The sequence below is a fragment of the Gelidibacter algens genome (genome assembly GCF_001678675.1).
GTDB lineage: Bacteria > Bacteroidota > Bacteroidia > Flavobacteriales > Flavobacteriaceae > Gelidibacter > Gelidibacter algens.
Map to the genome: position 1 here is coordinate 67,176 of NZ_LZRN01000016.1, position 12,939 is coordinate 80,114.

Below are 12,939 nucleotides of genomic sequence, written 5' to 3' on the forward strand. Positions count from 1 at the left end.
TTAGCTTTAGTCGGGCAAAGTTATAAAGTATTTACGTTATTTAAATCTTCAAATGCTTTTTTTAATCTCTCAACAAATGTTTCTTCACCTTTTCTAAGCCAAACACGTGGGTCATAATACTTCTTGTTTGGAGAATCTGCACCATCAGGACTCCCAATTTGTGCGTTTAAATAGGCTTCACTCTTTTTGAAATAGTCACGTATGCCGCTCATAAAGGCATATTGCATGTCTGTATCAATATTCATTTTAATTACTCCATATCCAATGGCCTCTTTAATTTCTTCACTGCTAGATCCGGATCCGCCGTGGAATACAAAATCAATATGGTTATGTGGTAGATTGTGTTTTTTGGATAAAAATTCCTGTGAGTTTTTAAGGATTTTTGGTGTCAATTTCACGTTTCCAGGCTTATAAACGCCATGCACGTTTCCAAAGGCTGCAGCAATGGTAAATTGATCGCTTACTTTGCTCAATTCTTCATAAGCATAGGCTACTTCTTCAGGTTGTGTGTATAATTTAGAATCATCAACATCAGTGTTGTCCACACCATCTTCTTCACCACCGGTAATGCCCAGCTCGATTTCTAAGGTCATTCCCATTTTGCTCATGCGCTTCAAATAGGTCTTACAAATCTCAATATTTTCTTCAAGAGGTTCTTCTGAAAGATCAATCATATGTGAACTGTACAATGGCTTGCCAGTTTCCTCAAAATGCTTTTCACCGGCATCCAACAGACCGTCAATCCAAGGGAGTAATTTTTTTGCACAATGGTCTGTGTGTAAAATTACAGGTACCCCATAAGCATCTGCCATCAAATGCACGTGTTTTGCTCCGGCAATACCACCTGCGATGGCTGCTTTTTGTCCGTCATTGCTCAACCCCTTACCGGCATTAAAAACAGCACCGCCATTGGAGAATTGAATGATTACTGGCGCGTTTAACGCGGCAGCAGTTTCTAGGACAGCATTGATAGTGTTGGATCCGATAACGTTAACCGCTGGTAAAGCGAAGTTTTTCTCTTTTGCAAGTTTAAAAATAGCTTGCACCTCTTTGCCTGTAGCAACTCCTGGTTTTATAGTGTGGCTCATAATGTTTTAGTTGTTTGATTAGTTTCAAAAATAAGGAAATTAAAGCAAAATGATGGTTTTGAAAGTCCTCTATTTTTTAGGAAATGGATGTTTTTGGAGCGAAAACCTTGTAGTTTATATTTTGTTGCGGAGTAGGAATGGCATTCAACGAAAGTTAAAAAACCCTAACCATTATTTTTTTAAGATACCAAGATTTCAACGCATATAAATATTGGTCTGTCGTATTGAGTTGAGGAGCGAAGTGGTATTTATACTTAAAAAGGATAATTGATCCCAATATTATAAACGGCATTACCAAAGTTGTAATCCTTAAACCAACGATCTCCTAGAGGATAGGACGGATCATAAGTTTTGAACCCAATATCTCCCCGAAGCACGAAAAAACTAAAATCATAACGCAACCCAAATCCTGAGCCCACGGCAATATCTCTTAAAGAACTTAGGTCATTGAAGGTTTGTGCAGGATCAGTAACATTGTCAAAAACATTCCAGATATTTCCTGCATCTACAAAAAGGGCACCGTATACGGATCCAAACAGGTTGAAACGCTGTTCAGCACTTAAATGAAGTTTCAAGTTGGCCTCATTAAATTCATTGGTTGATCTCAAGCTCCCAGGACCCAAATTATAGGCAGTCCAGGCGCGATTATCATTAGGGCCGCCAGCAAAAAAACTTTTGGAGAACGGGATATTTTTTGAATTGCCATACGGTACTGCAATCCCAAAATAACTTCTTACGGCAAAGACACTTTTCCTTCCTAAATCCCAATACTTGACATAATCAACTTCAGTTTTTGCATATTGGGAAAAGGCCACTCCAAAAATATCATACCGGTTGTTGACGTTTTTCTTGGCCCCTGCAATTTTTGAAATGTTTGATAACACGTTTCCTGCAAACTCCACCCTAAAGCGGATGATTGAAAAGTCATTGTCAAAAAAATTCTCCCTTCTGTTCTTAACGTAATTGAAACTTGAGGAAATGATGAGGTTGTTTTCGGTAAGTCGGTTTTGGCGCTGAGAAATATTCCTAACTATTGAAAGATCGTCTTGTGAAAGGTTTAAGCCAGAACCAGGAGTCAATGCATCATTAATAAAAGCATTGGCGCCATTTGGAATTATGAGATTCCCTTGATCATTAAAAAAAACGGGATTTGCAGTGTTGCTTTGAGCAATAGTGTTAAGACTGCTGAAAGAGTTTTGGTATACGCCAAAATAATTATCAACGTTCAAGTTTTTTACAAACTGCACATTAAAGAAATCCAAGGTGTTGGTCACTTTTTGGTTAGGGTACCAATTGTAGCTCAAAATGCCGGTAAACGTTTGTTTGTCCAATCCAATATTACGCTGACTTGAGGCAGCTGCACTAATTCGGGTACTTGGCGACATGAATTTTGGGATCACCTTGTCTGTATTCACTGGGAAAAATAATCGCGGAATAGTGAGTTTGATCGTCGCACCAACTTCAGTGATGTCAAAAAAGGCATCTTTAGCGATGCTGGCATCTTTTGAGGCCCCTATAGATCCCAATCCCGAAACTTCTAAGGTTTCTGCACCTCTAAAGACGTTACGTATTAGGAGTCCGCCGCTAAAGGCAAAGCCAATGGTTTGGATGTTGCTTTGCGAAACTTCAGCATTAAAATTAAGGCCAAATTTCTTCTTCGGAATCAAATAGATATTAGCGGTCAAGGTAGTGTCCTCAACATTTTCTACATATTCAATATTTGGATATTTAAACGTGCGCAACTCGCTCAGATACCGATAGGTGCGCGTTCTATTGAGATCTTTAAAAATGCCGCCTTTTGTAATAAAAACAGCATCTGTTATAGCTTTTGCGCGGTATTTCGATTTGCCATAACTGTAAATATTGAAATCTTTGTAGGTGATGGTATCTGTAGGAGCAACATCTTTCTTTTGATAGGTATCATCCGTAAAGATGTTGACGTCTTTTATTTTGTAAATATTGAACGGTCTTACAGCAATGGAATCATCATATCTGATAATTCTGTTTTGAATAATAAGATCTGTATTGACCTTTTTGTTGGTGCCAATTGTGTCAATTTCAAAGGTGATATAATCTTGGGCAAAATGATAAAGTCCAGAGTTGCGAAGTTCTGTAGTGAGGCGGTCGCGTTCATTGGTCAAATTGCTTTCTCTAAATTGCTCGCCCTTCACAATCAGCGAATTCTTTTTGATCGTTTTATAAAGTGTGTCTATAACTGGAGAATATATTTTAGTCCTTATGGAGTCCAAAACATAGGCATCACCTGTTTTAATGTAATAGTTTAATTTGGCGCGTTGGGAGCCTGTTGTATCTACTTTATAAGAGGCATCAGCATTGAACCATCCATTTTTATAGTAGTAGGTTTTGAGATTGTTGGTTGACCTATCTGCTTTTACGGTGTTGATGATTACTGGTGGTTCTCCGGTGCTTTTTAACCAACTGTTAAAATTCTTTTTAGAGTTGACCATCGCTTCATATTGTTTTAGCGACAGGAAAGTTTTAAGTCCCGTTTTTGGATCATCAGGATTTCTATATTTGGCGCTTAATATAGAGTCAATATTTGGTCTGGCCAGATTGTAAATATGAAGCCTAATCGGGATTCCAAATAAGGGGAATTTGCCATTTGGTTTTTGGTATAGTAAACTATTTAGTTCATCGGTATTAGTCTTCTTATCGTTGACATAAACGGCATTGTCAATCAACAAATGTTCGTCTTTGCTAAGGCGTTTTACGGCATTGCACGAAGACAGCAATAGGAATATTGTTGTAATAAATGATATTTTTGCTACCTTAAGTTTCAAAGAGAAATTGACATAAGTGTTGATGAGCCCAAATTTACTGTTTTTATAAGTGGTAAAACACACATTAAAAAAATCCTTAATCGGAATTAATAACGCAACAAAAGTAAATACATTTTGATGTTAACAAAGAATCACATAAAATTAATTACGAGCCTTGTCCAAAAAAAGCAACGTTCAAAACATCAGTTATTTACTGTTGAAGGAAAAAAGGCCGTTGATGAGTTTTTAAGATCCACTTATAAACTTTATCATCTGTATGCGGTGACCGATACCTTTGATTGCCCGCCGGAACACTTTAGTTTAATTACTGAAGCTGAACTCAAAAAAATAAGCGCGTTGAGCACCCCGCAGATGGTTGTGGCCCTTTTTGAAATTCCTAAGCCGAAAGAAGTCTCTACAGAAAAATTGGTTTTAGCGCTGGACGCTGTTCGTGATCCAGGAAATTTAGGCACCATCATCAGACTTTGCGATTGGTTTGGCATTGAGCATTTGGTATGTAGTGACACAACCGTAGATTGTTTCAACCCAAAGGTCGTGCAAGCCACCATGGGGTCTTTGACACGCGTCCATCTGAGTTATTTGAATCTGGAAGCGTTTTTAAAAAATTCAGAGGTTCAAAAATTTGGAGCCTTTATGGATGGTACAAATGTTTACGAGTGTAAATTACCAGAAAAAGGCATATTAATTATGGGCAATGAGGCCAATGGCATTTCAGAGAACATTGAAAAACTAGTCGAGACAAGGCTCAGCATTCCGAGTTATAGTATGCACCAGACCACAGAAAGTTTAAATGTAGCAACTGCCACTGCTATTTTGTTGAGTGAGTTTAAGAGAGGGAAGTAGGTTCGAGATTGCGGATTGATGAATGCTGATTGTTGATTTTTGAAGTTCGAAGTCTGACGGATGACGGATGACGGATGACGGATGACTGAGGACTGAAGACTGAGGACTGAAGACTGAAGTCAATATAATGTACATCAATTAATTTATCCGAACATCAAACACCAAGCACCAAACAACCAACAGTTATTATTGAAACGTGAAGTTCACAAAAACACCACGCGTTTTCATAGAAGCGACATCGCCCGTCCAAGGACTTTCAGGGTCACGATCTCTTACCAATTCATCATTGATGGCAAAAACACCTCTGATGGATGGTGTGAATTTAAACCACTCCAAATAAAAGTCAATACCAAAGCCTACTTCATAAAAGAACATTCCTTTTTTGGTACGGAACTGTCCCGCATTGTTGTCATCTGGATTCTCTTCATTGCTCGATAAATTTAAGGCGGTAGAAAAGCCTCCAACTAAAAACGGTTTAAAGTTGTTGAGGCGTTTGGAGGATACTTTTAATAATAAAGGGAAATGGATGTAAGTGGATTTGACCTCTCGGGTTAAGTCTGATTGATTAAAATCCATCGGATCAAAGTTGCTTTCATCGTATTGTAAATTTCTTTGGGAAATGTATAAACCTGGTTCAAAACGCAGATTGAAATACTCATTGATTCGCAAATCTCCAACTAAACCAACATTAAAACCCACAGTGGTTTCTACCAATATGTCTTTTTCAAAGGCGTGGCCTGCATCATAATTGAATTTGAAATCATAGCTGTTAAATCCTAGAAAGTAGCCCCAGGTCAAAAAGGTTTTGTCAAAATTTTCTTGATTTTTGATCCTTTCCTTACTGAATAATTGTGCTGATGCTGAGGTGTACACCAATAAAAGCATGATAATAATGAGGGTTCTTTTCATTGTGTTGGGTTAAAGTGCAATTAATCTGGGACTCATATTTTTGTTGCCGTGTATATAGTTGCGACGCCAAAAGTTTGAGGTAAATCCTTAACATTACTAAACCCGATTTGTCTTAAAATATTGTTTAAAGCTTCTCCATAAGGAAAAACAGAAGCAGATTCACTCAAATAGGAATAGGCCACGCGATCTTTTGAAAAGACTTTCCCGATGGTTGGCAAAATGAATTTTGAATAGAATTTATAGCCCTGTTTGAATGGCGTTTTTACCGGCACGGAGGTTTCTAAGATCACGAAAGTACCATTTGGTTTCAGGACGCGTAAGATTTCAGATAGGCCTTTTTCTAAATTCTCAAAATTCCGCACTCCAAAAGCTACTGTAATAGCATCAAAGCTATGGTCTTCAAAAGGCATGTTTTCAGAATCGCCGAGCAGCATTTGAATTTTGTTGCTCAATTTACGGTCGGCAATTTTTTTTCGGCCTACCTCAAGCATGCCATCACTGATGTCTAAGCCAATAATTTCCTGAGCACTTGTCTGTGCCAAGTTTATGGCCAAATCTCCTGTACCCGTAGCGATATCCAAGATGCGATTGGCATTGGATTGTGCAACAATGTCAACAACCTTTTTTCGCCATTTCACATCAATTCCAAAAGATATAACGCGATTTAAGCCATCATATTCTTTAGAAATAGTGTCAAACATTTGTGCCACTTGTTCCTTTTTGTTCAACTGACTATACTTGTACGGCTTTACTTTTTCTGACATTCCATAAGTTTTGGCAAAATTACATATTTTTTCATTGAAAATTTGACGGGGGGAAGTGAAAAGCAGGAATGTCATTGTTTTTATATAAAGTGCCACGACGGCTAAATGGTTTATTTTGAATTGTTAGAAAACCATTATATCAGATCTAAATTCAATCAGAGACTTTTTAATGTCTTATATTTGTACGTTTTTTTGAATATATCTACTAATGAAAATAATTATTGCAGGTGCTGGTGAAGTCGGATTTCATTTGGCAAAATTATTGTCGTACGAATCGCAAGAAATCACCCTCTTAGATACCAAAAAGGAAAGCTTGGTCTATGCTATTGACCACTTGGACATCAGGGTTATTAAAGGCGATGCCACTTCTATTGCCGTATTGAAGGATGCCAGAATTCAAAATTCTGACTTGTTTATTGCGGTTACCTCTTCAGAAACTACAAATATCACAGCCTGTGTGCTGGCAAAACAACTTGGTGCCAGACGTACCATTGCGCGAATTTCAAACGCCGAGTTTATTGATCAGAAAGAAGAAGTCGGTTTTGCAAAATTTGGGATTGACGAATTGATTTCACCAGAATCTTTGGCGGCTGCTGAAATTGAACTGCTTTTAAATCAGTATGGTTTTAATGACAGTTATGAATTTGAGGAAGGTGCCTTGACCATGTTAAGTTTAAAAATATCAAGAACCGCAAGTTTTGTAGATAAAACAGTGCAGGAAGCGGCTGAAATATTTCCTGAACTTCATTTTGTACCTATTGCCATTCAGCGTTTTGGAACACAGTATACCATTATACCTCGTGGCGATACTCAATTTAAGGAAGGTGACAAGGTGGTTTTTATTACCTCAAAAGGCGGCGATGAAGAACTGTTTGAACTTTCGGGTAAAGTAAGGTCTGATGTTAAAAACGTCATGATTCTTGGAGGCAGCAAAATTGGCCATAGAACTGCTAAAGATTTATGTGCCAGTAATTTCAACGTGAAGTTGGTGGAGAGTAATAAGGATGTGGCCTTTGAATTGGCTGATGATTTGCCTAATGCGCTTATTATCAATGGTGACGGCCGTAATGTAGAGTTGCTGGAAGAGGAGAATATCAGTAATATGGATGCCTTTATTTCAGTTACTGGAAATTCAGAAACCAATATTATGTCCTGTCTTGTGGCCAAGTCTAAGGGCGTTAAGAAAACAATCGCTTTGGTTGAAAATATGGACTATTATCAATTATCTCAATCTATTGGTATTGATACCTTAATCAACAAGAAACTTTTGGCGGCCAATAATATTTTTAGATATATCCGTAAAGGAGAGGTTGTGGCGATGACCAAACTCAACAATATGAATGCTGAATTATTGGAGTTTGTGGTCAAGAACAAATCTAAAATCACCAATAAAGTGATCAAAGATTTAGACTTTCCGCGTTCAGCCATTGTTGGAGGCGTCATAAGAAATGGGGTAGGACTCATTCCGTTGGGCGATTTTAAGGTTCTTGCTGGAGATAGGGTGGTGGTTTGTTGTTTGCCAAGAGCGATTACTGAAGTTGAAAAATTCTTTTTTTAAAAATATAACGTGTTTAGAAGGGCTACCTATAATTCAGAACTTTCTGAAGAGCTGCTTTGCATCTTTACGACTTTGCGTGAAAAGATATGAAAATCAATTACAAAATTATCTTACATTTTTTTGGGTTATTATTGTTGTTCAACGGCGGCTTTATGCTATTGGCAACCTTAGTCAGTCTTATTTACGATGATGGCGTTACCCTAAAACTGTTGCTTTCAGGATTGGCTGTACTATTGATAGGCATGACTGTAATGCTCTCAACCAAAAATCACAGCAAAGAGATGAACAAGCGTGAAGGCTATATGGTGGTGACCTTCGGCTGGATTGTTATGGCCGTTTCTGGGGCCTTGCCTTATATGGTTACTGAAGTCATCCCAAGTTTTACAAGTGCTTTTTTTGAAACAATGTCAGGTTATACCACTACTGGTGCTACCATATTAAATGATATTGAAGTGGTGCCAAAGGGTGTTTTGTTTTGGCGCAGTACAACACACTGGATTGGTGGTATGGGAATTATTGTACTGGCTATTGCCATTTTGCCTTTATTGGGTATTGGCGGCATGCAGTTGTTTGCTGCCGAGGCTCCTGGGCCAAGTGCAGACAAGTTGCACCCTCGTATTACCGATACAGCAAAGCGTTTGTGGCTTATTTATTTTGGATACACCCTAGCGGAAACGATTTTGCTGAAAGTGGCTGGAATGTCGTTTTTTGATGCTATCAATCATGCCATGAGCACATTATCAACCGGTGGATTTTCAACAAAGAATGCAAGTTTGGCGCATTGGAATGATCAGCCTCTCATTCAATATATCATCATCACTTTTATGTTTCTGGCGGGGACCAATTTCGTCTTGAGCTATTACGCTTTTAAGGGGAAAGTTCAAAAAGCCTTGAGGGACGAAGAGCTGCGTTGGTATTTTAAATTTATTGCGACGTTTACTGCTGTTGCAGCATTAATCATTTATTTTAAAGCTGATTTTTCGCTCTCTTCCATAGACCATCCTATGGTGTGGGGCAGGGCAGAAAGTTCATTCAGGCATGCCTTGTTTCAGGTGCTATCAGTTGTGACAACTACAGGTTTTATTTCTGCGGACTATACCATGTGGACACCATTTTTGTTAGTGATGTTTTTTGGAATGATGTTTTTGGGAGGATCTGCCGGAAGTACCGCAGGGGGTGTCAAGGTAGTACGGCATATGATCTTGATTAAAAATGGATTTTTGGAATTTAAGCGCGCCTTGCACCCAAATGCAGTATTGCCCGTACGATACAATTCAAAAGCAATTGCCGCAGGTATCGTTTACAATATCCTCGGATTCTTCATTCTCTACATGATCTCCTTTATTGTGGGCGCTTTAGGCTTTTCACTTTTTGAACTTGACTTTCAGTCTGCTATTGGTTTGTCAGCTTCAAGTTTGGGAAATATCGGTCCTGCATTGGGCAATTTTGGACCCGTAAACAATTACGCTGCGCTACCACCTTTAGCACAATGGTGGGCGTCTTTTTTAATGTTGATAGGACGTTTGGAATTGTTTACCGTGTTGATATTAATGACGCCGTTTTTCTGGAGGAATAGGTAATTATTTTTGATGATGACAAGTATAGCTGTGTTAATTCCTAATTTTATCGAAGTTGCAGAAAGACACTAGTGGCGTAATTTTTATCCATCTAAATCAACTTTAATTTTAGGTTTTAAGGCTAGACAATTTCAGCTAGAATGAATTCTACAAAAAATCAGGTAAAAGTAAATCGTCTAAAAATCACTTTCTAGACGATCACTTCTAATCTGTTTATGTTGTTTAAAACTTCTAACTAACCGCAGCCTTTATACGTCTTATAGCTTCAATAATCTGGTCTTGCGACGCGGCATAAGAAAGTCTGATGCAATCCGGATTTCCAAAGGCACCACCATCTACCGTAGCTACAAGCGCTTCCTCCAATAAAAACAAAGAGAAATCAGAAGCGTTATTGATCGTTTTTCCTTTTAAGGTCTTTCCGAAATAATAAGAGATATTTGGAAACACATAAAACGCACCTTCTGGGACATTCGTTTTGAACCCTTCAAGATCTTTGAGCAAATCAAGTACCAAATCACGACGAACCTCAAATTCATCAATCATAAATTGAACTCTTGATGGCGATTCGTTTAAAGCAGTAATTACGGCACGTTGGGCAATACAATTGGCACCACTTGTAATTTGTCCCTGCATCTTGTTACAGGCACGGGCAATTTTTTCTGGACCTCCAATGTAGCCAATACGCCATCCCGTCATTGCGAAGGCTTTTGAAACCCCATTTACGGTAACAGTACGGTTATACATGTCTTCAAATTGAGCCATACTTGCGTGTTTGCCAGTAAAATTGATATGCTCATAGATCTCATCAGAAACAACAATAATGTTAGGATAATTTACTAATACATCAGCTAAAGCACGCAATTCTTCTTTACTATACACAGAGCCACTTGGGTTGCAAGGTGAGCTGTACCACAGCATTTTTGTTTTAGGGGTAATAGCCGCTTCCAACTGTTCAGGAGTCATCTTGAAATCAGTAGCAATAGTGGTAGGTACTTCAACAGGGATACCGTCATTTAGTTTTACCAAATCGGCATAGCTCACCCAATATGGGCAAGGTAAAATCACTTCATCTCCTGCATTGATCATCACAGCGGCAAGATTGGCCAGGGATTGTTTTGCACCCGTAGACACCACAATTTGATTAGGGGTATAGGTTAAGCCATTATCACGCTTGAACTTTTTGATGACAGCATCTTTCAGTTCTACATAACCATCAACTGGCGAGTACGCACTGTAATTGTCATTGATGGCTTGTATTGCGGCCTCCTTGATATAGTCTGGAGTGTTGAAATCTGGTTCACCAAGGCTTAAACCGATGATGTCTTTTCCTTCTGCTTTTAGTTCCCTGGTTTTAGCGGCCATTGCTAAAGTGGCAGACGTAGACATATTTAAAATTCTATCTGAAAGTAAGTTCATTTGAAACTGATGATTAAGCTTGTAAAGCAGGTTTCATGCCCATCTCTCTAAGATATCTAAAGTGGGCAGCGATTGCTTTGCGTGTCGTTTTGTATTCTTTGTATGGAAGGTTGAATTCTTGAGCAGTTTCCTTAACTATGGTTGCTATTTTGGAATAATGTACGTGGCTGATGTGTGGGAAAATGTGATGTTCCACCTGATGGTTCAATCCGCCAGTAAACCAGTTTACGATTTTGTTGTTTGTTCCAAAATTGACCGTGGTGCGCAATTGGTGAATGGCCCATGTGTTTTTCATAGTCCCGTTTTCTTGGGGTAATGGCATTTCAGCGACGTCCATAACGTGTGCCAATTGAAAGACGACACTTAAGATAAGACCAGCAACGTAATGCATTATAAAAAATCCGAGTAATAATTTCCACCAAGCAATATCAGTAAGCACCAATGGTAAAACAATCCAAATTGAAACATAAATAATTTTAGAAATGACCAATTTGCTCCATTCCGTTCTAGGGTTAGGAAATTTGCCGTAAGATAATTTGCGTTTCAAATACCGTTTCATTTGAAGATAATCTGTAGTAATAGCCCAATTAATGGTCAATAGGCCATATAATAACACGGAGTAATAATGTTGGAATCTGTGGTGTTTGTGCCACTCAGCATGTCTGCTAAAACGTAAAATCCGTCCTGCTTCCAAATCTTCGTCGTGCCCGTGGATATTAGTATAGGTGTGGTGAAGTACATTGTGTTGTACTTTCCAATTATAAACATTTCCAGCCAAGATGTAAATGCTGCTGCCCATTAAACGGTTGATCCAATCTTTATTGGAAAAAGCACCGTGGTTGCCATCATGCATCACGTTCATGCCAACTCCTGCCATTCCAACACCCATTACAACTGTTAGAAGCAACATGGCCCAACCAGGTAAATTGAGGGTCATTATTATAAAATAAGGAGCCAAAAATAGAGAGAACATAACGACTGTCTTCACCCATATTTTCCAATTTCCTGTGCGTTTAATGTTATTGTCTTTAAAATAATCATTCACACGTTTGTTTAATGTTCTGAAAAATTTTGCAGAGTCGTTTCTCGAGAAGGATAGCGTTTGCTGTGTCATTGAATTATATTTTCTCTGATAACTTCAATAATCAAGCCACCATATTTACATCTTGCAAAGATAATCAATTAATGTCTCGCGGTGGATAAGAATATGGTAAAAATATCCGTTTAAAAATGACTATTTTTGCTGAAAATCTAAGCACAATGCTACTTATAAGAAATTATTTTCCAGATTTATCGGAATTACAAATTAAACAATTTGAGCAATTGGAAGAACTTTATAAAGACTGGAATCTTAAAATTAATGTCGTTTCACGAAAGGATATTGACGAATTGTATTTAAGGCATGTGCTGCATTCTTTGGCTATCGCCAAGGTGATCTCCTTCCAACCGGGCACCAAGGTAATGGATGTTGGCACAGGAGGCGGTTTTCCGGGGATTCCATTGGCTATCATGTTTCCTGAAACCAATTTCCATTTGGTGGATAGTATTGCCAAAAAATTGAAAGTCGTCAATGAGGTGGTAGAAGGATTAGGCTTAACCAATGTAAAAACTTCCCACTGCCGTGTGGAAGAGGTGAAGGATACTTATGATTTTATTGTGAGTAGAGCCGTAGCGGCAATGCCAACTTTTGTCCACTGGGTTAAGGGTAAGGTGGCCAAAAAGCAAAAACATGAGCTCAAAAACGGCATCATCTACTTAAAAGGTGGCGAGTTGGGTGAGGAATTACAAGAATTCCCAAAAGCCACCGTATATAATCTTTCTGATTTTTATAAAGAAGCATTTTTTGAAACCAAAAAGCTGGTGCACTTGCCCCTAAAATATAAAGGCTAATCTGAATTTTATCTTTACTTTCAAATTGTTCGCTATAGAACATCGTCCTAAAAACAAATTTGTGTAAAAAACATTTTCAAAAAAANACCACCG

At 38.3% G+C, this 12,939-nt stretch carries 10 protein-coding genes; 4 read left to right on the forward strand and 6 right to left on the reverse strand.

Translation table 11 applies throughout. The features are described from left to right. Nucleotides 1–20 precede the first annotated feature (20 nt). Together fbaA and tamL are read right to left on the reverse strand one after the other, a co-directional pair. Nucleotides 21–1,088: a class II fructose-bisphosphate aldolase gene (fbaA, locus tag A9996_RS09600; protein ID WP_066433787.1), complete on the reverse strand. Its 1,068-nt coding sequence runs from the start codon at nt 1,086–1,088 to the stop codon at nt 21–23. A 254-nt stretch (nt 1,089–1,342) separates the two neighbouring features. Next, a complete protein-coding gene (tamL, locus tag A9996_RS09605; protein ID WP_317047115.1) occupies nt 1,343–3,952 on the reverse strand; it encodes a translocation and assembly module lipoprotein TamL in 2,610 nt (869 codons plus the stop codon). A gap of 54 nt (nt 3,953–4,006) precedes the next feature. Between tamL and A9996_RS09610 the strand changes: the two genes are divergently transcribed. Beyond that, on the forward strand, nt 4,007–4,732 hold the full coding sequence (locus tag A9996_RS09610; RefSeq protein WP_066433789.1) for an RNA methyltransferase: 726 nt from the start codon (nt 4,007–4,009) through the stop codon (nt 4,730–4,732). A gap of 186 nt (nt 4,733–4,918) precedes the next feature. Here A9996_RS09610 and porT read toward each other — a convergent pair whose 3' ends face one another. Further along, entirely contained in the window at nt 4,919–5,641 is a 723-nt protein-coding gene (gene porT / locus A9996_RS09615; RefSeq protein WP_066433791.1) for a type IX secretion/gliding motility protein PorT/SprT, read from the reverse strand. A 32-nt stretch (nt 5,642–5,673) separates the two neighbouring features. Further along, the gene (gene ubiE, locus A9996_RS09620; RefSeq protein WP_066433814.1) at nt 5,674–6,405 is read right to left on the reverse strand and encodes a bifunctional demethylmenaquinone methyltransferase/2-methoxy-6-polyprenyl-1,4-benzoquinol methylase UbiE; all 732 of its coding nucleotides are present in this window, start codon (nt 6,403–6,405) and stop codon (nt 5,674–5,676) included. Nucleotides 6,406–6,613: 208 nt separating this feature from the next. Here ubiE and trkA point away from each other — a divergent pair, with 208 nt between their 5' ends. Beyond that, complete coding sequence (gene trkA / locus A9996_RS09625) at nt 6,614–7,963, forward strand: Trk system potassium transporter TrkA (RefSeq protein ID WP_066433794.1); 1,350 nt, start codon at nt 6,614–6,616, stop codon at nt 7,961–7,963. Nucleotides 7,964–8,049: 86 nt separating this feature from the next. Beyond that, the gene (locus A9996_RS09630) at nt 8,050–9,543 is read left to right on the forward strand and encodes a TrkH family potassium uptake protein (protein ID WP_066433796.1); all 1,494 of its coding nucleotides are present in this window, start codon (nt 8,050–8,052) and stop codon (nt 9,541–9,543) included. 228 nt (nt 9,544–9,771) lie between these two features. Here the strand turns inward: A9996_RS09630 and A9996_RS09635 are convergent, their stop codons facing one another. Both A9996_RS09635 and A9996_RS09640 read right to left on the reverse strand, forming a co-directional pair. Beyond that, the gene (locus A9996_RS09635) at nt 9,772–10,956 is read right to left on the reverse strand and encodes a pyridoxal phosphate-dependent aminotransferase (RefSeq protein WP_066433800.1); all 1,185 of its coding nucleotides are present in this window, start codon (nt 10,954–10,956) and stop codon (nt 9,772–9,774) included. A 13-nt stretch (nt 10,957–10,969) separates the two neighbouring features. After that, complete coding sequence (locus tag A9996_RS09640; RefSeq protein ID WP_066433801.1) at nt 10,970–12,070, reverse strand: fatty acid desaturase family protein; 1,101 nt, start codon at nt 12,068–12,070, stop codon at nt 10,970–10,972. A 146-nt stretch (nt 12,071–12,216) separates the two neighbouring features. On the opposite strand from A9996_RS09640, the gene rsmG reads away from it, so the two are divergent. Further along, nucleotides 12,217–12,846, forward strand: a complete 630-nt coding sequence (rsmG, locus tag A9996_RS09645) for a 16S rRNA (guanine(527)-N(7))-methyltransferase RsmG (protein WP_066433817.1) — start codon at nt 12,217–12,219, stop codon at nt 12,844–12,846. The last annotated feature ends 93 nt before the right edge of the window (nt 12,847–12,939 follow it).

What these genes read in the sequence shown, in the direction of transcription:
- A9996_RS09640 (WP_066433801.1), bottom strand. Translation starts at nt 12,070, where the DNA reads ATGACACAGCAAACGCTATCCTTCTCGAGAAACGACTCTGCAAAATTT.
- fbaA (WP_066433787.1), bottom strand. Translation starts at nt 1,088, where the DNA reads ATGAGCCACACTATAAAACCAGGAGTTGCTACAGGCAAAGAGGTGCAA.
- trkA (WP_066433794.1), top strand. Translation starts at nt 6,614, where the DNA reads ATGAAAATAATTATTGCAGGTGCTGGTGAAGTCGGATTTCATTTGGCA.
- porT (WP_066433791.1), bottom strand. Translation starts at nt 5,641, where the DNA reads ATGAAAAGAACCCTCATTATTATCATGCTTTTATTGGTGTACACCTCA.
- A9996_RS09610 (WP_066433789.1), top strand. Translation starts at nt 4,007, where the DNA reads ATGTTAACAAAGAATCACATAAAATTAATTACGAGCCTTGTCCAAAAA.
- ubiE (WP_066433814.1), bottom strand. Translation starts at nt 6,405, where the DNA reads ATGTCAGAAAAAGTAAAGCCGTACAAGTATAGTCAGTTGAACAAAAAG.
- A9996_RS09635 (WP_066433800.1), bottom strand. Translation starts at nt 10,956, where the DNA reads ATGAACTTACTTTCAGATAGAATTTTAAATATGTCTACGTCTGCCACT.
- rsmG (WP_066433817.1), top strand. Translation starts at nt 12,217, where the DNA reads ATGCTACTTATAAGAAATTATTTTCCAGATTTATCGGAATTACAAATT.
- A9996_RS09630 (WP_066433796.1), top strand. Translation starts at nt 8,050, where the DNA reads ATGAAAATCAATTACAAAATTATCTTACATTTTTTTGGGTTATTATTG.